The following is a 23455-nucleotide window of genomic DNA, read 5'->3' as shown; positions in this document are numbered from 1 at the left end:
CAAAGGAGAAAAAAAGAAGACAACCAAGCCCAATAATGGACTGGCCGCCTAATAATAAAAACTCTAAAAGTTGTAATTTAAAATAGTTCTTTAAATTATATACCCACCACATTTGGTGGAGAACCTTTAAAGATGAAGATAAGTGCATTCACAAAAAATAGCCACACTCATATGACATCGGATGAGTGTGGCTTAAGGATCTATGGGGGGAGGAAACCATAGATGTTTACTTTGATAGGCCAGATTAAATATCAAAGTATGCGATTATTTATAGCTTGATGCAAAAGTGGTATGCCTATTAAAAGTTACTGCACATAGCTTTTAATATTCCGTTCAAAGGAAAGGGGCATACAATTGAACAATCTGTAATAGTACTTTTAACCAGCTATGCTAAAAGTCTAGTAGGGAGAACAGTTGTCCAATCACATAAGAACCTCTAACTTCTTTAGTACGATTAAGAAAAGCTTTTTAGTTAGTATGTAATACAATTTATTGACGCGCGTGAATCTCTTTTATAAGAGTGTGTAGGGAATGGCGTTGTATAAATTGTATTAGAAGAACTTCTAACGCATCTCTGTGGTTAAAAGAGATGAAGGGAACGACAGTTTAATTAAAACTGCATAAGAACTTCTAGCTTTTCTCTCTCGCTCAAAGAGAAGCAGCTGTTCGCAGTTTAATCAAAACCACATAAAGCTTTTAACTTTGCTCTTTGATTTAAAGAGTGATAAATGTTTACAGTTTAATTAAAACTGCATAAGAACTTCTAGCTTTTCTCTTTCGTTCAAAGAGAAGTTCTAATACCACCATATCGTGCGATCGGGAACGGTATATATATTAATAGGAGGGTAATATATATTTAACGCACGATATGGGACTATTAGCCTTCGACTTTGTTATGTTGATGTGTGGCCTAAAATATTGGAGATACCAATATTTTAGGTTGCATCAACATCAATTCATCTTACTTCATTAAAACACAGCGTGTTATTTCATGCTTCCGTGTACAGTTTCAATATTTGATTTCATCATTTTGTAGTAAGAGTCACCTTTAGTGCCTTCTTTACCGATTGAATCTGTGTACACTTCACCAAAGATATCTTTCTTCGTTTCTTCAGATAAACTTTCCATTGCTTTTTTATCAACACTTGTTTCTACTAATAAGTGTTTTAATTTGTGCTTTTTAACAAACTCAATAGCTTGTCTCATTTGTTCAGGTGTACCTTGTTTTTCAGTGTTAATTTCCCAAATATAACCTGGTGTAATACCGTATTGTTTTGAGAAGTACTTGAAGGCACCTTCACTTGTAATCATGGCACGTTGTTCTTTTGGAATGTCATTAAATTTGTCTTTACTGTCATTATTTAATTTTTCCAATTGAGCAATGTATTTGTTACCTTGCTTTTCATAATCTGCTTTATGTTTTTTGTCGTTATCGATAAATGTTTGTTGAATTGTTTTTACGTATTTAATACCGTTATCTAAACTTAACCATGCGTGTGGATCTTGTTTATCTTTGTTGCCTTCTTCACCGTTTAAATAGATAGGTTTAACATCTTTTGATACTGCGATAACTTTTTTATCTTTTAATGATTTACCAGCCTGTTCTAAGGCTTTTTCAAACCAACCGTTACCAGTCTCTAAATTTAATCCGTTGTATAAAATAACGTCAGCGTCAGTTAACTTTTTAATATCTTTAGGTTTAACTTCATATTCATGAGGATCTTGACCAACAGGTACAATACTATGAATATCGACGTTGTCTCCACCAACATTTTTAGCCATATCATATAAAATTGAATTCGTCGTTACTACTTTTAATTTGCCATTTGACTTATCACTGCTTTGTTTACCACCAGTACCACATGCAGCAACTAGAAGTAATAAGGCTAATAATAAAGGTACTAATTTTTTCATGTTAAACTTCCTCGTTTCTTTCTATTCGTAAATTTTGTGAAAAATAATGTGATGATATAAATTACAAACGTACAAAGTACGATTGTCGCACCACTAGGAATGTTGTAAATATAGCTGTAATAAAGTCCGACAATTGAACTTATGACACTTATTAAACTTGCTATAATCATCATTGAGTATAGTTTTTTACTAATTAAAAATGCTGTAGATGCAGGTGTAATTAATAGTGCAACTACAAGAATAATACCTACCGTTTGAATACTTGCTACTGTTACTAATGAGAGTAACAACATCACAAAGTAATGTAATAACGTCGTATTTAGACCACTCATTCTACTAAACGTTGGATCGAATGTAGAAATCATTAATGGACGATAGAAAATAATGATTAGAATAAGGACGATTGAACCAATCACAATAGTTGTTAAAAATGCACTATTTGTGATTGCCAGTAAATTACCAAACAGAATATGGTACAAATCTGTCGTAGTGTTTATTAAGCTAATAATAATAATCCCCGAAGCTAAGAAAGCGGTAAAACTAATTCCAATAGCGGCGTCAGGTTTCGTTTTACTACTAGATGTGATATAACCGATAAAAATACTTGCGATCATACCAGTTATAAGTGCGCCTATAAACATTGGAATACCAAATAAGAATGATAGGGCAACACCAGGTAATACTGCGTGACTCATTGCATCTCCCATTAATGAAAGACCACGTAATACAATTAAACTACCAACTGTACCACAAACTATCCCTACAATAATTGAAGTTATCAATGCTCGATTCAAGAATTGATATGTAAATAAATGTTCGACAAACTCTAACATGTTATATTGCTCCTTTGACTAGGGTCACTACAGTCAGTGCTACTCATAAATGTTTCGTTTAAGCGAGTGACACTCATAGCCTCTTCACTATCACCAAAGTATCGTAATGTTTGATTTAATAGAATAATACGATCAAAGTATTGCTTTGCTTTTGATAGATCATGGTGGATGATAAGAATAAGTTTTCCTTGTTGTTTTAAGTTCTCGATTTTTGTCATGATTAATTTTTCGCTACTAAAATCAATTCCGACAAACGGCTCATCTAGAAAATAAACTTCACTTTCGGACATCAATGCTCTTGCTACTAGCACACGTTGTAATTGTCCACCACTTAATTCTGAAATTTGTCGATGACGTAAAGATTCTAATTCTAAATCGCTTAATAACTGTTTGAGTTTATCCCTTGCTGATTTATTAGGTCGTCTAAACCATCCAATTTCTTTGTAGCAACCTGATAAAATCACTTGTTCCACACTTATAGGAAAATCTAAATCAATATGTGCTTTTTGTGGAATATATGTAATATGTTGCAGTTGTTGTTGTATAGGTTTGTTATATAACAATTTAGTACCGGTAGCATTAAATTCACCAATTAAAGACTTGATAAGGGAAGATTTACCAGCACCATTCGGGCCCATGATACCAATTATTTCGCCGCGTACTGGTATCGATAAGGAAATGTTTTTAAGTACATGCTTATTACCTAAAAACAGATTTAAATCTTTTGTTTCTAACAAACGTTTATACCTCCTAATTAAAAGTTTAGGCTAACCTAATTAATTGTATAATAAACTGAGAATATTTATCATGTCAAGTAAATTCGTGATATAATATAGACAATGTATGTGAGGTGAAAGTATGTTAACTGAAGAAAAAGAGGACTATTTAAAGGCAATCCTTACGAATAATGGCGATAAAAACTTTGTAACAAATAAAATCTTATCTCAATTTTTAAATATTAAGCCTCCATCTGTAAGTGAAATGGTAGGACGTCTTGAAAAAGCAGGCTATGTTGAAACAAAACCGTACAAAGGTGTTAGATTAACAGAGGATGGTTTAACGCATACGCTTGATATCATTAAGAGACATCGACTATTAGAATTATTTTTAATAGAAATATTGAAATATAATTGGGAAGAAGTACATCAAGAAGCAGAAATTTTAGAACATCGAATTTCAGATTTATTCGTTGAAAGGCTGGATAGCTTGTTAAATTTCCCAGAAACTTGCCCGCACGGCGGTGTGATTCCTAGAAATAATGAATATAAAGAGAAATATATAACAACGATTTTGAATTATGAATCTGGCGATATCGTTACAATCAAACGTGTGAGAGATAAGACTGATTTGCTAATATATTTGTCTAGTAAAGATATTTCTATTGGTAATGAAGTGGAAATTGTATCGAAAGATGAAATGAATAAAGTAATTATCATCAAACGTAATGATAATGTAATTATTGTCAGTTACGAAAATGCAATGAACATGTTTGCTGAAAAATAAAATAAAGAAGCCATAAAGATATCCATGATTGTACTGATAAAGACATATGGATAATTGCTTTAGGCTTCTTTTTTATTAGTTAATTTATCAAGTGAGTATATTTGAGTAAAATATTCACTGCATAAAGATTGAAGATAATCCAGATTGTACTATAAATGAAGATAGGTACATGACTGAGTTCTTTAAGTGCACTACCATCCCACTGTGGACTCGGACGCTGGAAAGTCAATTTAGCAATCGTCCAACTAGATTGTAGAACTTCGCCTAATAATACACCTAAAATATATTGATAACTCATTGTGACAAGTAGTTGAATTTCTACTATATTTTCATCTTTTAATATAAAATACAACATGATAGAAATTAAAGTTATAACAACAATGGGTGAGCCTTTTCTAGATGTTAAAATTAAAAAATAAATAAATATCAATAAATAGGTAAATATAAAGAAACTAGGTATCTGATAATGGCTCGACGCTAAACCTATCAATAACATAATAGGTGGCATAAAATAACCACCAATCGTTGTAAGCCATTGGCCTGCTAGATGTCTAGATTGTGTAATTGCGAATCCTTGTTGTAATGTCTGTTGTCGCTCTCGTGGACTTGTTACAATGACTAAATCTTTTGCACGGCCACCAGCGAGTTTATTAAACAGTACATGACCAAATTCATGTGTTAAAACAGGGATATAGTTTAAAATGACATCTAAATAGTTCAAAACAGGCTTATGTCTATATTGATGAATAGCAATATAACAAGCTGCAACAATAACGATAATGTATATATTAAGTTGAATTGTCGTATTAAAAAAGTTTGATAAATAATTCATTGTTAACCTCATATAAGATAGTAATTTAAAGTTTGCTTATCACTTATTATAAATGATATTGGCATCAATAGCGTTAGACTTTAGACTTACCTTAGTTAAACTAATTTTAATTTTTGAAAAGGTGAATATGTGTTAAAATAAAGCAAAATCATTTCGATATAAATAGGATGAATATAAATACTGTTAATATTGATTACACTAACATAATAATGAAATAAGATAGGAGATTCCTGTTATGACTGTTGAAGAAAGATCCAATACAGCCAAAGTTGACATTTTAGGGGTCGATTTTGATAATACAACAATGTTGCAAATGGTTGAAAATATTAAAACCTTTTTTGCAAATCAATCAACGAATAATCTTTTTATAGTAACAGCCAACCCTGAAATAGTGAATTACGCGGCGACACATCAAGCGTATTTAGAGTTAATAAATCAAGCGAGCTATATTGTTGCTGATGGGACAGGAGTAGTCAAAGCTTCGCATCGGTTAAAGCAACCTCTAGCGCATCGTATACCTGGTATTGAGTTGATGGATGAATGTTTGAAAATTGCTCATGTAAATCATCAAAAAGTATTTTTGCTAGGGGCAACTAATGAAGTTGTAGAAGCGGCACAATATGCATTGCAACAAAGATATCCAAACATATCGTTTGCACATCATCACGGTTATATTGATTTAGAAGATGAGACGGTAGTGAAACGAATTGAACTGTTTAAACCTGATTACATATTTGTAGGTATGGGATTCCCTAAACAAGAAGAATGGATTATGACACATGAAAATCAATTTGAATCTACAGTGATGATGGGCGTAGGTGGTTCTCTTGAAGTATTTGCTGGGGCTAAAAAGAGAGCGCCTTATATCTTTAGAAAATTAAACATTGAATGGATTTATAGAGCATTAATAGATTGGAAACGTATTGGTAGATTAAAAAGTATTCCTATATTTATGTATAAAATAGCCAAAGCAAAAAGAAAAATAAAAAAGGCGAAATAGTCATGATGACAAAAATAAAACCGAGGAAATCCTTAAATGGAGATTCTCGGTTTTTTCGGTTTATTTAATAACGAAGCGGGACTCATCGAGTTTGTTTCTAAATTCTTTTTGTTCGGCTTTGGATTTCTTTTTAAAATCGTTTAGGAAAGCTTCATATTTAGGTAATACATCATCAAGTTCACCGTAATCTTTTAACTTTCCGCCTTCAATCCAAGCAATCTTAGTACAAAATTGTCTCACTTGGCCTAAGTTATGACTAACGAAAAAGATGGTTTTGTTTTGCTCTTTAAACTCGTAAATTTTATCTAAACATTTTTGTGCAAAAGTTTGGTCACCTACAGATAAAGCTTCGTCAATGACTAAGATATCTGGATTAACTGTGATATTAATTGAAAAACCAAGTTTTGCACGCATACCACTTGAATACTTTTTAACTGGTTGATAAATAAACTCACCAAGTTCACTAAATTCAATAATCTTAGGTGTCATCGCTTTAATTTCTTTACGCTTAAAGCCCATACATAACATTTTAAATTCGATATTTTCAATCCCTGTAAGTTGTCCACTCAAGCCAGCACTAATTGCGATAACGCTGACTTCACCATTACGATCCACTTTTCCAACGGTAGGCGACAAAGAACCGCCAATGATATTGCTCAACGTTGATTTGCCGGAACCATTGATGCCAACAAGCCCTATGACGTCACCTTCATATGCTTTTAAACTAATGTCATCTAAAGCGAAAAATGTTTTGTTTTTATGTTTGGGAATGAGCGCATCTTTCATACGTTCTTTATTTGTACGATAAATACGATATTCTTTTGTTACATTTTTAATGTTTACCGAAACGTTCATTTGTAGACCTTCCTTATTCACATTTATCTAGATTATAATATACTACTCAACAGTTGTTAAATTTTAAAACCTGTTGTAAAGTGTATAGAAGATTTTGTTATTATCAGAGTTGGTGTTTTGACACAAAATGTTAATCATCAATGATAACAATGATATTTAAAAACTAAACTTATTTCAACTTACATGATTGTATACTATAATGTATTTGTAATAAACTAATATTTTAAAGAACTAGACAATAATTTTGATAGCATCCATGTATAGTGATAGTATTTACAACAATTATTATAATACTATTTAGTTAAGTAGAGAAATAGTTAAACATTTGAAAGTGTGGTTTAATGGAATGTCAGCAATAGGAACAGTTTTTAAAGAACATGTAAAGAACTTTTATTTAATTCAAAGACTGGCTCAGTTTCAAGTTAAAATTATCAATCATAGTAACTATTTAGGTGTGGCTTGGGAATTAATTAACCCTGTTATGCAAATTATGGTTTACTGGATGGTTTTTGGATTAGGAATAAGAAGTAATGCACCAATTCATGGTGTACCTTTTGTTTATTGGTTATTGGTTGGTATCAGTATGTGGTTCTTCATCAACCAAGGTATTTTAGAAGGTACTAAAGCAATTACACAAAAGTTTAATCAAGTATCGAAAATGAACTTCCCGTTATCGATAATACCGACATATATTGTGACAAGTAGATTTTATGGACATTTAGGCTTACTTTTACTTGTGATAATTGCATGTATGTTTACTGGTATTTATCCATCAATACATATCATTCAATTATTGATATATGTACCGTTTTGTTTTTTCTTAACTGCCTCGGTGACGTTATTAACATCAACACTCGGTGTGTTAGTTAGAGATACACAAATGTTAATGCAAGCAATATTAAGAATATTATTTTACTTTTCACCAATTTTGTGGCTACCAAAGAACCATGGTATCAGTGGTTTAATTCATGAAATGATGAAATATAATCCAGTTTACTTTATTGCTGAATCATACCGTGCAGCAATTTTATATCACGAATGGTATTTCATGGATCATTGGAAATTAATGTTATACAATTTCGGTATTGTTGCCATTTTCTTTGCAATTGGTGCGTACCTACACATGAAATATAGAGATCAATTTGCAGACTTCTTGTAATATATTTATATGACGAAACCCCGCTAACCATTAATAAATGGAAGTGGGGTTCATTTTTGTTTATAATTTAAGTAAATAACATATTAAGTTGGTGTATTATGAACGTTTTAATAAAGAAATTTTATCATTTGGTAGTTCGAATACTTTCTAAAATGATTACGCCTCAAGTGGTTGATAAACCGCATATCGTATTTATGATGACTTTTCCAGAAGATATTAAGCCTATCATCAAAGTATTAAATAATTCGTTGTATCAGAAAACTGTTTTAACAACACCAAAACAAGCGCCTTATTTATCTGAACTTAGCGACGATATTGATGTGATAGAAATGACTAATCGAACATTGGTAAAACAAATTAAGGCTTTGAAAAGCGCGCAGATGATTATTATCGATAATTATTACCTATTACTAGGTGGATATAATAAGACTTCTAATCAACACATTGTTCAAACGTGGCATGCAAGTGGTGCATTAAAAAACTTTGGCTTAACAGATCATCAAGTCGATGTGTCTGACAAGGCAATGGTTCAGCAGTACCGTAAAGTTTATCAAGCGACGGATTTTTACTTAGTGGGTTGTGAACAAATGTCACAATGTTTTAAACAGTCTTTAGGTGCAACAGAAGAGCAAATGTTGTATTTTGGGCTTCCGAGAATTAATAAATATTACACAGCTGATAGAGCAACGGTTAAGGCAGAGTTAAAGGATAAATATGGAATTACAAATAAGTTGGCATTATATGTACCAACATATAGAGAAGATAAAGCAGATAATAGGGCTATTGATAAAGCTTATTTTGAAAAATGTTTACCAGGATATACACTGATTAATAAATTACATCCATCGATTGAACATTCAGACATTGATGACGTATCTTCAATCGACACGTCTTCATTAATGCTAATGTCAGATGTAATTATTAGTGACTATAGTTCGCTGCCAATAGAAGCTAGCTTGTTAGATATTCCAACTATATTTTATGTGTATGATGAAGGAACATATGATAAGGTGAGAGGCCTGAATCAATTTTACAAAGCAATACCGGATAGCTACAAAGTGTATACTGAAGAAGACTTAATAATGACGATACAAGAAAAAGAACATCTATTAAGTCCGTTATTTAAAGATTGGCATAAGTATAATACTGATAAAAGTTTACATCAGCTCACAGAATATATAGATAAGATGGTGACAAAATGAGGCTTACGATAATCATACCTACATGTAATAATGAGGCAACAATTCGACAATTGTTAATATCTATTGAGAGTAAAGAACACTATAGAATCCTTTGTATTGATGGTGGTTCTACTGATCAAACAATTCCTATGATTGAACGGTTACAAAGAGAACTCAAGCATATTTCATTAATACAATTACAAAATGCTTCGATAGCTACGTGTATTAATAAAGGTTTGATGGATATCAAAATGACAGATCCACATGATAGTGACGCATTTATGGTCATAAATCCAACATCAATCGTATTGCCAGGTAAATTAGATAGGCTAACTGCAGCTTTCAAAAATAATGATAATATTGATATGGTAATAGGGCAGCGAGCTTACAATTACCATGGTGAATGGAAATTGAAAAGTGCTGATGAGTTTATTAAAGACAATCGAATCGTTACATTAACGGAACAACCAGATTTGTTAACAATGATGTCTTTTGACGGAAAGTTATTCAGTGCTAAATTTGCTGAATTACAGTGTGACGAAACTTTAGCTAACACATACAATCACGCAATACTTGTCAAGGCGATGCAAAAAGCTACGGATATACATTTAGTTTCACAGATGATTGTCGGAGATAATGATATAGTTCCACATGCTACAAGTAACGATGAAGATTTTAATAGATATATCACAGAAATTATGAAAATAAGACAACGAGTCATGGAAATGTTACTATTACCTGAACAAAGGCTATTATATAGTGATATGGTTGATCGTATTTTATTCAATAATTCATTAAAATATTATATGAATGAACACCCAGCAGTAACGCACACGACAATTCAACTCGTAAAAGACTATATTATGTCTATGCAGCATTCTGATTATGTATCACAAAATATGTTTGACATTATAAATACAGTTGAATTTATTGGTGAGAATTGGGATAGAGAAATATACGAATTGTGGCGACAAACATTAATTCAAGTGGGCATTAATAGGCCGACTTATAAAAGATTCTTGATACAACTTAAAGGGAGAAAGTTTGCACATCGAACAAAATCAATGTTAAAACGATAACGTGTACATTGATGACCATAAACTGCAATCCTATGATGTGACAATATGAGGAGGATAACTTAATGAAACGTGTAATAACATATGGCACATATGACTTACTTCACTATGGTCATATCGAATTGCTTCGTCGTGCAAGAGAGATGGGCGATTATTTAATAGTAGCATTATCAACAGATGAATTTAATCAAATTAAACATAAAAAATCTTATTATGATTATGAACAACGAAAAATGATGCTTGAATCAATACGCTATGTCGATTTAGTCATTCCAGAAAAGGGATGGGGACAAAAAGAAGACGATGTCGAAAAATTTGATGTAGATGTTTTTGTTATGGGACATGACTGGGAAGGTGAATTCGACTTCTTAAAGGATAAATGTGAAGTCATTTATTTAAAACGTACAGAAGGCATTTCGACGACTAAAATCAAACAAGAATTATATGGTAAAGATGCTAAATAAATTATATAGAACTATCGATACTAAATGATAAATTAACGTAGGTTATTATAAAATAAATATAAAACGGACAAGTTTCGCAGCTTTATAATGTGCAACTTGTCCGTTTTTAGTATGTTTTATTTTCTTTTTCTAAATAAACGATTGATTATCATATGAACAATTAGTGCTAATCCAGCGACTAGGCATGCACCACCAATGATAGTGAATAATGGATGTTCTGCCCACATACTTTTAGCAACAGTATTTGCCTTTTGAATAATTGGCTGATGAACTTCTACAGTTGGAGGTCCATAATCTTTATTAATAAATTCTCTTGGATAGTCCGCGTGTACTTTACCATCTTCGACTACAAGTTTATAATCTTTTTCACTAAAATCACTTGGTAAAACATCGTAAAGATCATTTTCAACATAATATTTCTTACCATTTATCCTTTGCTCACCTTTAGACAATATTTTTACATATTTATACTGATCAAATGAACGTTCCATTAATGCATTCCCCATCATATTACGTTGCTTCTCGCCACCAAGGTTTTTATAGTCTCCCGCACCCATGATAACTTGATTAATTCTAAATTTACCTCGTTTAGTAGTAATCGTATGGTTGTAATTTGCTGTATCACTTGATCCAGTTTTTAAACCATCTGTACCAGGCAAACTCATTTTTGCACCTTCCAATGAAAAGTTGAATGTGTAATACGTAACTGCATGCGTTGTTGGTGCTAACTGCTTTGTAAAGTCTAATATTTTAGGTGTTTCTTTAATCACGTGTAAATCTAAAATGGCATAGTCTCTAGCAGTCGTTACAGTACGTTCTTGGTCTTTATACTTTGTTGGTGCAAATGTACGTAATCTTGAATTTTCAGCACCTGTTGGATTGACGAAATGTGTGTTTTTCATTCCGATAGCTTTAGCTTTGTTATTCATTAAATCAACGAAATCGCTGGTGTTTTTTGACACCTTCTTAGCTAAAATTAATGCCGCGGCATTACTAGAATTAGATACCGTAATTTGTAATAGGTCTGCGATTGTCCATACTTGTCCAGGATATAGTTTCGTATTACTCAACTCAGGTAGTGTAGACATAATATATTCTTTGTTCGTCATTGTGACAGTGTCGTCAAGTGAAAGCTGCCCCTTATTTACAGCTTCCAATGTTAAGTACATTGTCATTAATTTAGTCATAGACGCTGGATTCCACTTAGTATCGATATTGTATTGATACAGTAATTGTCCAGTTTGACTAACATTAACAGCACTCGTCGGTTCGTATGCAGCCGACAAACCTGCATAACCATATTGATTTGCTGCTTGTACAGGGGTTACGTCACTGTTAGCAGCTTGTGCATATGGTGTCATAATACTTAATGTTAAACATAAAATGATGATAATAGATATTAAATTTTTCATAAAGCGTTAATCTTCCCTTTTCCAATTCTTAAATATTCCCTAAAAGCAATGGTCATTCCTACTTACGGAAATCATTGCTAATTCACTTCACCTTAATTAAATTGTTGAAAATAAAGTTTTCTGCAGTTAATTTGAAAAATAATGCAAATATATTACGTGCGTAGCTAAAGGTGTTATAATGTTTGTACGAAGAGCAAACTTACTCAAAAGCGATTAATTTTCATGTTTTAATATAAAGACTTTGAGAAGTTATTACAAAAAATGCAATAGAAATATTCTATCATATAAATGTTATGAGCGGTATTTTGGGGCAATACTTTATTTGATTTTTAAAGTTTTGTTGGGAGAAAGTATATGATAGAAATGCATGTATCTATCTAAATGAATTAACTATAAATTTCAAACAGAAGAGGTAAAACTATGAAACGAGAAAATCCATTGTTTTTCTTATTTAAAAAACTATCATGGCCAGTGGGTCTTATCGTTGCAGCTATCACTATTTCATCACTAGGGAGCTTAAGTGGACTATTAGTGCCACTGTTTACTGGACGAATTGTAGATAAATTTTCCGTGAGCCATATCAATTGGAATCTAATCGCATTATTTGGTGGTATCTTTGTCATCAATGCTTTATTAAGCGGATTAGGCTTATATTTATTAAGTAAAATTGGTGAAAAAATTATTTATGCGATACGCTCAGTTTTATGGGAGCATATCATACAATTAAAAATGCCATTCTTTGACAAAAATGAAAGTGGTCAATTAATGAGTCGATTAACTGACGATACGAAAGTGATAAATGAATTTATTTCACAAAAGCTACCTAACTTATTACCATCAATCGTTACATTAGTTGGGTCACTAATCATGTTATTTATTTTAGATTGGAAAATGACATTATTAACATTTATAACGATACCGATATTTGTTTTAATTATGATTCCTCTAGGACGTATTATGCAAAAGATATCGACAAGTACACAATCTGAAATTGCAAACTTCAGTGGTTTGTTAGGGCGTGTCCTAACTGAAATGCGTCTTGTTAAAATATCAAATACAGAGCGACTTGAATTAGATAATGCACATAAAAATTTGAATGAAATATATAAATTAGGTTTAAAACAGGCTAAAATTGCGGCAGTTGTACAACCAATTTCAGGTATTGTTATGTTGCTAACAATTGCAATTATTTTAGGTTTTGGTGCATTAGAAATTGCGACTGGTGCAATCACTGCAGGTACATTAATTGCAATGATATTTTATGTTATTCAATTATCGATGCCTTTAATCAATCTTTCAACGTTAGTTACAGATTATAAAAAGGCAGTTGGTGCAAGTAGTAGAATATACGAAATCATGCAAGAACCTATTGAACCGACAGAAGCTCTTGAAGATTCTGAAAATGTATTAATTGATGACGGTGTGTTGTCATTTGAACATGTAGACTTTAAATATGATGTGAAGAAAATATTAGATGATGTGTCATTCCAAATCCCACAAGGGCAAGTGAGTGCTTTTGTAGGTCCTTCTGGATCTGGTAAAAGTACGATATTTAATCTGATAGAACGTATGTATGAAATTGAGTCAGGTGATATTAAATATGGCCTTGAAAGTGTCTATGATATCCCGTTATCTAAGTGGCGACGCAAAATTGGATATGTTATGCAATCAAATTCGATGATGAGTGGTACAATTAGAGACAATATTTTATACGGAATTAATCGTCATGTTTCAGATGAAGAACTTATTAATTATGCTAAATTAGCAAACTGTCATGATTTTATCATGCAATTTGATGAAGGATATGACACGCTTGTAGGTGAACGAGGATTGAAACTGTCTGGCGGACAACGTCAACGTATTGATATTGCTAGAAGTTTTGTTAAAAATCCTGATATTTTGTTACTTGATGAAGCAACAGCTAATCTCGATAGTGAAAGTGAATTGAAAATTCAAGAAGCTTTAGAAACATTGATGGAAGGTAGAACAACGATTGTCATTGCGCATCGTTTGTCTACAATTAAAAAAGCCGGTCAAATTATATTCTTAGACAAAGGACAGGTAACAGGTAAAGGTACGCATTCAGAACTGATGGCATCACATGCGAAGTATAAAAACTTTGTAGTGTCTCAAAAATTAACAGATTAATTTTATATATATAAGTAAGCTTGGAGCAAATACACATATACCATCGAGGAAATTAAAGTGTGGCACATTGATGGATATAGATGTTAATAAATTGCTTCAAGCTTTTGTCTATTTTAAATCATGTGAGATGTTACGACATAATAATTCTTAAATTAATGAAATCGATATTTTAAGAAAAAAATGCTCATGGTATAATACAAGTTATAAGCAAACATACATATATTAAATACTGTAGCCACGAGTCATAATTCTTCATATTTTACATAGCAATTTAACTGATTTTAGAGTCCACGGTACAGAAGTTTGATATTTCAATGTTTCTAAATTTTTAAAAAATTAAATCATAGGTGGGTGCCAAATGTTTTTATTAATCAACATTATTGGTCTAATTGTATTTCTTGGTATTGCGGTATTATTTTCAAGAGATCGCAAAAATATCCAATGGCAATCAATTGGGATCTTAGTTGTTTTAAACCTGTTTTTAGCATGGTTCTTTATTTATTTTGATTGGGGTCAAAAAGCAGTAAGAGGAGCAGCAAATGGTATCGCTTGGGTAGTTCAGTCAGCGCATGCTGGTACAGGTTTTGCATTTGCAAGTTTGACAAATGTTAAAATGATGGATATGGCTGTTGCAGCGTTATTCCCAATTTTATTAATAGTGCCATTATTTGATATCTTAATGTACTTTAATATTTTACCGAAAATTATTGGAGGTATTGGTTGGTTACTAGCTAAAGTAACAAGACAACCTAAATTCGAGTCATTCTTTGGGATAGAAATGATGTTTTTAGGAAATACTGAAGCATTAGCCGTATCAAGTGAGCAACTAAAACGTATGAATGAAATGCGTGTATTAACAATCGCAATGATGTCAATGAGCTCTGTATCGGGAGCTATTGTAGGTGCGTATGTACAAATGGTACCAGGAGAACTGGTACTAACTGCAATTCCACTAAATATCGTTAACGCGATAATTGTGTCATGCTTGTTGAATCCAGTAAGTGTTGAAGAGAAAGAAGATATTATTTACAGTCTTAAAAACAATGAAGTTGAACGTCAACCATTCTTCTCATTCCTTGGAGATTCTGTATTAGCAGCAGGTAAATTAGTATTAATCATCATCGCATTTGTTATTAGTTTTGTAGCGTTAGCTGATCTATTTGATCGTTTTATCAATTTGATTACAGGATTGATAGCAGGATGGATAGGCATAAAAGGTAGTTTCGGTTTAAACCAAATTTTAGGTGTGTTTATGTATCCATTTGCGCTATTACTCGGTTTACCTTATGATGAAGCGTGGTTGGTAGCACAACAAATGGCTAAGAAAATTGTTACAAATGAATTTGTTGTTATGGGTGAAATTTCTAAAGATATCGCATCTTATACACCACACCATCGTGCGGTTATTACAACATTCTTAATTTCATTTGCAAACTTCTCAACGATTGGTATGATTATCGGTACATTGAAAGGAATTGTTGATAAAAAGACATCAGACTTTGTATCTAAATATGTGCCTATGATGCTATTATCAGGTATCCTAGTTTCATTATTAACAGCAGCTTTCGTTGGTTTATTTGCATGGTAATATGTCGAAGAGTGACTATGATAATACATTTTAACTAATAAATATGTTCAGGCATGTCGTCTATTGATATAGGTGAGATGCTTGGACTTTTTTATTATTGATATAAAGATATTTAAATATTTTTAAAGTTACCGAAATTGAAGCATTATAAAAACCAAGTGCACATGGTAATACACTTGGCTTTTATGGGAAATGAATATTATTGTACATATGACAGTAAGGACTAGGTACAGTCATAGTACTTCGAGCAAAATTTGTTTTGTTATTATAAACAACACAAAGGAGATAACTTCTCTATTGAAGAAGTTAAAAACATTATAGCAGACAATGAAATGAAAGTAAATTAAAAATTCAGAATATTTTTAATTATTATATTGTGAGTGATATTTATTAGGGAAAGCTATTCTTCATATAAATTAGTTAAATAGTAAATCTTTGTTAGAACTCTTTCCATAGAGTTGTGACAGTATTTTTGTTGTGCTACTATTTTTATAGTCTAATAAATATATAAAGGGGATGGTTTCGTGAATAAAACGGTTAAAGATTTAATACTAGTTGTCTTAGGTTCATTTATCTTTGCTGCAGGTGTAAATGCATTTATTATTTCTGGTAACTTAGGTGAAGGCGGGGTTACAGGTTTAGCAATTATTTTATATTATGCGTTTCATATTTCACCAGCCATCACTAACTTCTTGGTCAACGCAGTATTGATTGCCATAGGTTATAAATTTTTGAGTAAGAGAAGTATGTACTTAACTATTCTTGTAACAATTCTTATTTCAATATTTTTGAGTTTAACAGAATCATGGCAAGTAGAAACTGGAAACAGCATTGTGAATGCCATTTTTGGTGGTGTAAGCGTTGGACTAGGAATCGGAGTAATTATCCTTGCAGGCGGTACAACAGCAGGTACAACAATTTTGGCGAGAATTGCAACGAAATACCTCGATGTAAGCACGCCATATGCTTTGCTTTTCTTCGATATGATCGTTGTTGCAATTTCACTTACAGTTATTCCACTTGATAAAGTATTAGTAACAGTAATATCACTTTATATAGGAACAAAAGTGATGGAATATGTCATAGAAGGTTTAAATACTAAAAAAGCTATGACGATTATTTCAACTAATCCCGACAAACTTGCCAAAGCAATAGATGAGCAAATTGGAAGAGGTTTAACCATTTTAAATGGACATGGCTATTATACGCGTGAAGAAAAAGATGTCTTATACGTTGTTATTTCTAAAACACAAGTTTCAAAAGCAAAGCGATTAATTAAACAAATCGATAAAGATGCATTCCTCGTAATTCATGATGTAAGAGATGTTTATGGTAATGGCTTTCTTGCAGATGAATAAATAAATGATATGAGCACACATACTTAAATAGAAGTCCACGGACAAGTTTTTGAATTATGAAGACTTATCTGTGGGCGTTTTTTATTTTATAAAAGTAATATACAAGACATGACAAATCGAGCTATCCAATTTAAAAAGTAATGTTAGTCAATAAGATTGAAAAATGTTATAATGATGTTCATGATAATCATTATCAATTGGGATGCCTTTGAAAATTGATAATTTAAAAATAGAAATTATTTTTTATAAACAGAAAGAATTTTATTGAAAGTAGGGAAATTATGAATCGTTTGCATGGACAACAAGTTAAAATTGGTTACGGGGATAACACGATTATAAATAAATTAGATGTTGAAATACCAGATGGCAAAGTGACGTCAATCATTGGTCCTAACGGCTGCGGAAAATCTACTTTGCTAAAGGCATTGTCACGTTTATTGGCAGTTAAAGAAGGTGAAGTATTTTTAGATGGTGAAAATATTCATACACAATCTACGAAAGAGATTGCAAAAAAAATAGCTATTTTACCTCAATCACCTGAAGTAGCAGATGGCTTAACTGTTGGAGAATTAGTTTCATATGGTCGTTTTCCACATCAAAAAGGATTTGGTAGATTAACTGCTGAGGATAAGAAAGAAATTGATTGGGCAATGGAAGTTACAGGAACTGATACATTCCGACACCGTTCAATCAATGATTTAAGTGGTGGTCAAAGACAACGTGTTTGGATTGCAATGGCATTAGCACAAAGAACTGATATTATCTTTTTAGACGAACCAACAACATATTTAGATATCTGTCATCAATTAGAAATACTAGAATTAGTTCAGAAGCTAAATCAGGAACAAGGTTGTACAATTGTCATGGTTCTTCATGATATCAACCAAGCGATTCGTTTCTCAGATCATCTTATTGCGATGAAAGAAGGCGATATCATCGCTACAGGTTCAACAGAAGACGTATTAACACAGGAAATATTAGAAAAAGTTTTTAATATTGATGTTGTTTTAAGTAAAGATCCTAAAACTGGAAAACCTTTACTGGTAACTTATGACTTATGTCGCAGAGCTTATTCTTAATTAAGTAAGTTAATATGATAAAAAGGACAATTAACATGACAAATAGAGAGAACCCAACGCCATTGAAGTTTTTATCCTATATTATAGGTTTAAGTATGATACTACTAATCACACTATTTATTTCTACATTAATAGGTGACGCCAAAATTCAAGCCTCTACAATTATAGAGGCTATTTTTAATTATAATCCTAGCAATCAACAGCAAAACATCATCAATGAGATTAGGATTCCCAGAAATATAGCAGCAGTAATTGTAGGTATGGCGCTTGCAGTTTCTGGTGCGATTATACAAGGTGTTACTCGTAATGGTCTTGCTGATCCGGCGCTCATAGGTTTAAATTCAGGTGCTTCATTTGCTTTAGCATTAACATATGCAGTTTTACCAAACACTTCATTTTTAATATTGATGTTTGCTGGATTTTTAGGTGCTATTCTAGGAGGTGCTATTGTATTAATGATAGGCCGATCTAGACGTGATGGATTTAATCCGATGCGTATTATTTTAGCGGGTGCAGCAGTAAGTGCTATGTTAACAGCGCTAAGTCAAGGTATTGCATTAGCTTTTAGACTAAATCAAACAGTAACATTTTGGACTGCTGGAGGCGTTTCAGGCACAACATGGTCACACCTTAAGTGGGCAATTCCATTAATTGGTATTGCGTTATTCATTATATTAACAATTAGTAAACAACTTACCATTTTAAATCTTGGTGAATCATTAGCTAAAGGTTTAGGTCAAAATGTAACAATGATCAGAGGCATATGTTTAATTATTGCTATGATTCTAGCAGGTATAGCAGTTGCTATCGCTGGACAAGTTGCATTTGTAGGTTTGATGGTACCTCATATAGCAAGATTTTTAATTGGAACTGATTATGCTAAAATTCTACCATTAACAGCCTTGTTAGGTGGGATACTCGTGCTTGTTGCCGATATGATAGCACGATATTTAGGAGAAGCGCCTGTTGGTGCAATCATTTCATTTATCGGTGTTCCTTACTTTTTATATTTAGTTAAAAAAGGAGGACGCACAATATGATTAGTTCAAATAATAAACGCAGACAATGGATAGCACTGGCTGTTTTTAGCATTCTACTATTTCTAGGTTGTACTTGGAGTATTACCTCAGGTGAATACAACATACCTGTAGAAAGATTTTTCAAAACTTTAATTGGACAAGGTGATGCCATTGATGAGTTAATCTTATTAGATTTCAGATTACCTCGGATGATGATTACTATTTTGGCAGGCGCAGCGCTTAGTATTAGTGGTGCAATAGTGCAAAGTGTCACGAAAAATCCAATAGCTGAACCAGGTATATTAGGTATTAACGCAGGCGGCGGATTTGCAATCGCATTATTTATTGCAATTGGTAAAATTAATGCTGACAATTTTGTTTATGTATTGCCGTTAATAAGTATACTAGGTGGTATCACCGCTGCATTGATTATTTTTATTTTCAGTTTTAATAAAAATGAAGGTGTTACACCTGCGAGTATGGTATTAATAGGTGTAGGTTTACAAACAGCATTATATGGTGGCTCAATTACAATTATGTCAAAATTTGATGATAAGCAATCTGATTTCATAGCTGCTTGGTTTGCAGGTAATATTTGGGGTGACGAATGGCCATTTGTCATTGCATTTTTACCGTGGGTGTTGATTATTATTCCTTACTTACTATTTAAATCGAATACACTAAATATTATTCATACGGGTGATAATATTGCACGAGGTCTAGGTGTAAGGTTAAGCAGAGAACGTTTAATATTATTCTTTATCGCAGTGATGTTATCATCTGCTGCTGTAGCAGTAGCAGGTTCAATTTCGTTTATCGGATTAATGGGCCCGCATATTGCCAAACGTATCGTTGGACCACGTCACCAGTTGTTTTTACCAATTGCCATTTTAGTAGGGGCATGTTTACTTGTTATAGCTGATACAATTGGCAAAATTATATTACAACCAGGTGGAGTTCCAGCAGGTATTGTCGTAGCAATTATTGGTGCACCGTATTTCTTATATTTAATGTACAAAACGAAAAATGTATAGTGTCAAAGGACACAACTTATTGCTATGAAAGGCACTTTATTATAAGGCTTTTCATAGCATTTTTTATTTAATGAGCCACTCAAGACTATTTATTTTTTCAATAATGAATCATTAAGTTATCAAGACGTTCTTATCAAAAATATATTTGATAACGGAATCAGGTTAATTCTTTATGATAGCGCATTCATTTATTCTGTTTTATACTATGACTGATAATACCAAGGAGGTACAACATGATGAAAAAGTTAATCAATAAAAAAGAAACATTTTTAACTGATATGCTTGAAGGATTGTTAATTGCGCACCCAGAGTTAGATCTGATTGCTAATACAGTTATTGTAAAAAAAGCTAAGAAAGAACATGGTGTAGCAATAGTCTCTGGAGGTGGAAGCGGACATGAACCTGCGCATGCCGGTTTTGTTGCAGAAGGTATGCTAGATGCAGCGGTTTGTGGCGAAGTATTTACATCACCTACACCAGATAAAATATTAGAAGCTATTAAAGCAGTAGATACTGGTGATGGTGTATTACTAGTTGTAAAAAACTATGCAGGTGACGTGATGAATTTCGAAATGGCGCAAGAGCTTGCAGAAATGGAAGGTATAAATGTTGAAACTGTTATTGTTCGTGACGACATTGCTGTGACAAACGAAGCACAACGTCGTGGTGTTGCAGGAACGGTGTTTGTTCACAAGCTTGCCGGTTATCTTGCTGAAAAAGGCTATTCATTAACAGAGATTAAATCGCGTGTAGAAGCGTTGTTACCTGAAATTAAAAGTATTGGTATGGCAATTGAACCACCGCTTGTTCCAACTACTGGAAAATATGGCTTTGATATTGAAGACGACAAAATGGAAATCGGTATTGGTATACATGGTGAAAAAGGTATTCATAGGGAAGAAGTAAAGGATATTGATCATATTGTTGGAACATTATTAGACGAATTGTATAAAGAAGTTACTGCCAATGATGTCATATTAATGGTAAATGGTATGGGTGGTACGCCGTTATCTGAATTAAATATCGTAACTAAATATATTCAACAAAATTTGGCTGCAAGAACGGTTAATGTTGCTAAATGGTTTGTTGGTGATTATATGACATCTCTAGACATGCAAGGTTTTTCTATAACTATCGTGCCTAATAAACCAGAATATTTGGAAGCATTTTTAGCACCAACAACAAGTAAATACTTTAAATAAGAAGTGAATATGAATAAATATACATTTATGAGGTGGCACAAATGAAAGTGAATGATATGAAAGCACGTTTATTAAATTTAGAAGAAACGTTTAAAAAACATGAATCTGAATTAACTGAATTAGATCGAGCAATTGGTGATGGTGACCACGGGGTTAACATGGTTCGTGGGTTTAGTAGTCTTAAAGACAAACTTGATGATAGCTCAATGCAATCATTGTTCAAATCGACTGGTATGGCATTGATGTCAAATGTTGGGGGTGCATCAGGACCACTGTATGGCTTTAGCTTTGTTAAAATGTCTGCAGTCGCCAAAAATGATATGAATAATCAAGATTTTATTACACTAATTCAGGCATTTGCCGAAGCGGTTGAATCACGTGGTAAAGTTACTTTAAATGAAAAGACAATGTATGATGTAGTAGCGCGAGCAGCAGAGAAGCTTAAAAATGGTGAAACTTTAACATTCAATGATTTACAGCAATTAGCAGATAATACAAAAGATATGGTAGCAACAAAAGGTAGAGCTGCATATTTTGGAGAAGAATCAAAAGGTTATATAGATCCAGGTGCTCAAAGTATGGTTTATATTTTAAACGCTTTGATTGGAGATGAAGATAATGCCTAAAATTATACTTGTTAGCCACAGTAAAGAAATTGCAAGTGGTACAAAATCTTTGTTAAAGCAAATGGCTGGTGACGTTGATATTATACCAATCGGGGGATTACCAGATGGTTCAATTGGAACTTCATTTGATATCATCCAAGAAGTTTTGACTAAATTAGAGGATGATGCATTGTGTTTTTACGATATTGGATCTTCAGAAATGAATGTAGATATGGCAATTGAAATGTATGATGGTAATCATCGTGTGTTAAAAGTTGATGCACCAATTGTTGAAGGCAGTTTTATCGCAGCAGTAAAGCTGTCAATCGGCGGTTCAATTGATGATGCATTAGCAGAAATCAAACAATCATTTTAGTTAAAATTTACTAATAATGAAAAATGTAAACCTTTTTCAAATGAAACTTTATAAAAAATATGATAGTATATATGTAAATGTTTAATAAAATCTGGAGAAATAGGAGGACATTGCCATGCAACACCTTATAAAAAAACATGTATTGAATGGCGAGTTTGATTTAGTACGACAATTGATGTCCGAAACAGATTTTATGGAATTTGAAGAAGCATATATTTCAAGTGCGCATGAAGTAGAAAGTATGATGTTTTATACATGTATTTTAGATATGATTAAGTACGAAGAATCATCTGAAATGCATGACTTAGCATTTTTATTGCTTGTGTATCCACTAAGTGAATATGAAGGTGCTTTGGATTCTGCTTATTATCATGCAGACGCTTCCATAAAACTTACTGACGGCAAAGAAGTTAAAAGTTTGTTACAAATGTTATTATTGCATGCGATACCAACACCTGTTATTTCAGATAAGAAGGCTTTTGATATCGCCAAGCAAATTTTAAAATTAGATCCTAATAATAATGTTGCTCGTAACGTCTTAAAAGACACTGCCAAACGTATGGACAACGTTGTTGTTGATATAAATGAATTACACCAACGTAATGCACGTTAATTACATTTCAATTATATTAGCTTAATAATAGTTTTAACATTTGGTTGGGTTGGGACATATGTTCCAGCCTTTTTTAATAGGTTCTCCACCAAATGTGGTGGGTATATAATTTAAAGAACTATTTTAAATTACAACTTTTAGAGTTTTTATTATTAGGCGGCCAGTCCATTATTGGGCTTGGTTGTCTTCTTTTTTTCTCCTTTG

23 protein-coding genes are annotated in these 23455 nt (G+C 32.5%); 17 read left to right on the top strand and 6 right to left on the bottom strand.

Translation table 11 applies throughout. The features are described 5' to 3' along the window. Positions 1–984: 984 nt before the first annotated feature. From mntC to IDG45_RS12830, 3 genes are read right to left on the bottom strand one after another with little or no spacing between them, the layout of a single operon-like run. Positions 985–1914, bottom strand: a complete 930-nt coding sequence (mntC, locus tag IDG45_RS12840) for a manganese ABC transporter substrate-binding lipoprotein MntC (RefSeq protein ID WP_000737654.1) — start codon at positions 1912–1914, stop codon at positions 985–987. Further along, entirely contained in the window at positions 1911–2747 is an 837-nt protein-coding gene (locus tag IDG45_RS12835) for a metal ABC transporter permease (protein WP_000889250.1), read from the bottom strand. The genes mntC and IDG45_RS12835 overlap by 4 nt, the downstream gene beginning before the upstream one ends. After that, positions 2741–3484: a metal ABC transporter ATP-binding protein gene (locus IDG45_RS12830; protein ID WP_000894464.1), complete on the bottom strand. Its 744-nt coding sequence runs from the start codon at positions 3482–3484 to the stop codon at positions 2741–2743. The genes IDG45_RS12835 and IDG45_RS12830 overlap by 7 nt, the downstream gene beginning before the upstream one ends. A gap of 121 nt (positions 3485–3605) precedes the next feature. On the opposite strand from IDG45_RS12830, the gene IDG45_RS12825 reads away from it, so the two are divergent. After that, on the top strand, positions 3606–4250 hold the full coding sequence (locus IDG45_RS12825; protein WP_000954656.1) for a metal-dependent transcriptional regulator: 645 nt from the start codon (positions 3606–3608) through the stop codon (positions 4248–4250). Between the two features lie 79 nt (positions 4251–4329). On the opposite strand, the gene IDG45_RS12820 is transcribed toward IDG45_RS12825, so the two are convergent. Further along, the gene (locus IDG45_RS12820; protein ID WP_001108545.1) at positions 4330–5082 is read right to left on the bottom strand and encodes a M50 family metallopeptidase; all 753 of its coding nucleotides are present in this window, start codon (positions 5080–5082) and stop codon (positions 4330–4332) included. Between the two features lie 235 nt (positions 5083–5317). On the opposite strand from IDG45_RS12820, the gene tarA reads away from it, so the two are divergent. After that, complete coding sequence (gene tarA / locus IDG45_RS12815; RefSeq protein WP_000215381.1) at positions 5318–6082, top strand: N-acetylglucosaminyldiphosphoundecaprenol N-acetyl-beta-D-mannosaminyltransferase TarA; 765 nt, start codon at positions 5318–5320, stop codon at positions 6080–6082. A 60-nt stretch (positions 6083–6142) separates the two neighbouring features. Here the strand turns inward: tarA and tagH are convergent, their stop codons facing one another. After that, a complete protein-coding gene (gene tagH / locus IDG45_RS12810; protein WP_001103232.1) occupies positions 6143–6937 on the bottom strand; it encodes a teichoic acids export ABC transporter ATP-binding subunit TagH in 795 nt (264 codons plus the stop codon). Positions 6938–7283: 346 nt separating this feature from the next. Here tagH and tagG point away from each other — a divergent pair, with 346 nt between their 5' ends. From tagG to tagD, 4 genes are all read left to right on the top strand, one after another. Beyond that, positions 7284–8096 carry a teichoic acids export ABC transporter permease subunit TagG gene (gene tagG / locus IDG45_RS12805; RefSeq protein WP_001273058.1) on the top strand — a complete coding sequence of 271 codons (813 nt, stop codon included), beginning with the start codon at positions 7284–7286 and terminating at the stop codon, positions 8094–8096. Positions 8097–8194: 98 nt separating this feature from the next. Continuing rightward, on the top strand, positions 8195–9298 hold the full coding sequence (gene tarB, locus IDG45_RS12800) for a teichoic acid glycerol-phosphate primase TarB (RefSeq protein WP_001101615.1): 1104 nt from the start codon (positions 8195–8197) through the stop codon (positions 9296–9298). Next, entirely contained in the window at positions 9295–10356 is a 1062-nt protein-coding gene (locus IDG45_RS12795; protein ID WP_001241189.1) for a glycosyltransferase family 2 protein, read from the top strand. Before tarB ends, IDG45_RS12795 begins: the two co-directional genes overlap by 4 nt. A gap of 62 nt (positions 10357–10418) precedes the next feature. Beyond that, positions 10419–10817 (top strand): glycerol-3-phosphate cytidylyltransferase, encoded by a 399-nt coding sequence (gene tagD / locus IDG45_RS12790; RefSeq protein WP_000832260.1) that lies wholly within the window; start codon positions 10419–10421, stop codon positions 10815–10817. Between the two features lie 116 nt (positions 10818–10933). Here the strand turns inward: tagD and pbp4 are convergent, their stop codons facing one another. Then, the gene (pbp4, locus tag IDG45_RS12785) at positions 10934–12229 is read right to left on the bottom strand and encodes a penicillin-binding protein PBP4 (protein ID WP_000793053.1); all 1296 of its coding nucleotides are present in this window, start codon (positions 12227–12229) and stop codon (positions 10934–10936) included. Positions 12230–12649: 420 nt separating this feature from the next. On the opposite strand from pbp4, the gene IDG45_RS12780 reads away from it, so the two are divergent. The 11 genes from IDG45_RS12780 (at position 12650) to IDG45_RS12730 (ending at position 23251) form a co-directional block, all read left to right on the top strand. Continuing rightward, entirely contained in the window at positions 12650–14377 is a 1728-nt protein-coding gene (locus IDG45_RS12780) for an ABC transporter ATP-binding protein (protein ID WP_000817954.1), read from the top strand. Positions 14378–14735: 358 nt separating this feature from the next. Then, positions 14736–15965, top strand: a complete 1230-nt coding sequence (locus tag IDG45_RS12775) for a NupC/NupG family nucleoside CNT transporter (protein WP_000479279.1) — start codon at positions 14736–14738, stop codon at positions 15963–15965. A 254-nt stretch (positions 15966–16219) separates the two neighbouring features. Further along, positions 16220–16312: a hypothetical protein gene (locus tag IDG45_RS12770; protein WP_001788321.1), complete on the top strand. Its 93-nt coding sequence runs from the start codon at positions 16220–16222 to the stop codon at positions 16310–16312. Positions 16313–16489: 177 nt separating this feature from the next. After that, positions 16490–17323, top strand: a complete 834-nt coding sequence (locus IDG45_RS12765; protein ID WP_001044662.1) for a YitT family protein — start codon at positions 16490–16492, stop codon at positions 17321–17323. Positions 17324–17604: 281 nt separating this feature from the next. Beyond that, entirely contained in the window at positions 17605–18402 is a 798-nt protein-coding gene (locus tag IDG45_RS12760) for an ABC transporter ATP-binding protein (protein WP_001080809.1), read from the top strand. 35 nt (positions 18403–18437) lie between these two features. After that, complete coding sequence (locus IDG45_RS12755; protein WP_000184739.1) at positions 18438–19442, top strand: FecCD family ABC transporter permease; 1005 nt, start codon at positions 18438–18440, stop codon at positions 19440–19442. Continuing rightward, entirely contained in the window at positions 19439–20455 is a 1017-nt protein-coding gene (locus IDG45_RS12750) for a FecCD family ABC transporter permease (RefSeq protein ID WP_000625890.1), read from the top strand. Before IDG45_RS12755 ends, IDG45_RS12750 begins: the two co-directional genes overlap by 4 nt. Positions 20456–20688: 233 nt before the next feature. Continuing rightward, entirely contained in the window at positions 20689–21657 is a 969-nt protein-coding gene (gene dhaK, locus IDG45_RS12745; RefSeq protein WP_000976260.1) for a dihydroxyacetone kinase subunit DhaK, read from the top strand. Positions 21658–21698: 41 nt separating this feature from the next. Continuing rightward, the gene (gene dhaL / locus IDG45_RS12740; protein WP_000867198.1) at positions 21699–22283 is read left to right on the top strand and encodes a dihydroxyacetone kinase subunit DhaL; all 585 of its coding nucleotides are present in this window, start codon (positions 21699–21701) and stop codon (positions 22281–22283) included. Next, entirely contained in the window at positions 22276–22638 is a 363-nt protein-coding gene (dhaM, locus tag IDG45_RS12735) for a dihydroxyacetone kinase phosphoryl donor subunit DhaM (protein ID WP_001124167.1), read from the top strand. The genes dhaL and dhaM overlap by 8 nt, the downstream gene beginning before the upstream one ends. 115 nt (positions 22639–22753) lie before the next feature. After that, on the top strand, positions 22754–23251 hold the full coding sequence (locus IDG45_RS12730) for a hypothetical protein (protein ID WP_001164085.1): 498 nt from the start codon (positions 22754–22756) through the stop codon (positions 23249–23251). Positions 23252–23455: the final 204 nt, after the last annotated feature.

This window comes from Staphylococcus sp. EG-SA-10 (assembly GCF_017151945.1).
Taxonomy (GTDB): Bacteria; Bacillota; Bacilli; order Staphylococcales; family Staphylococcaceae; genus Staphylococcus; species Staphylococcus aureus.
Note: the sequence above shows the minus strand (reverse complement) of the source record. Positions and strands in the feature narration are given on the sequence as shown.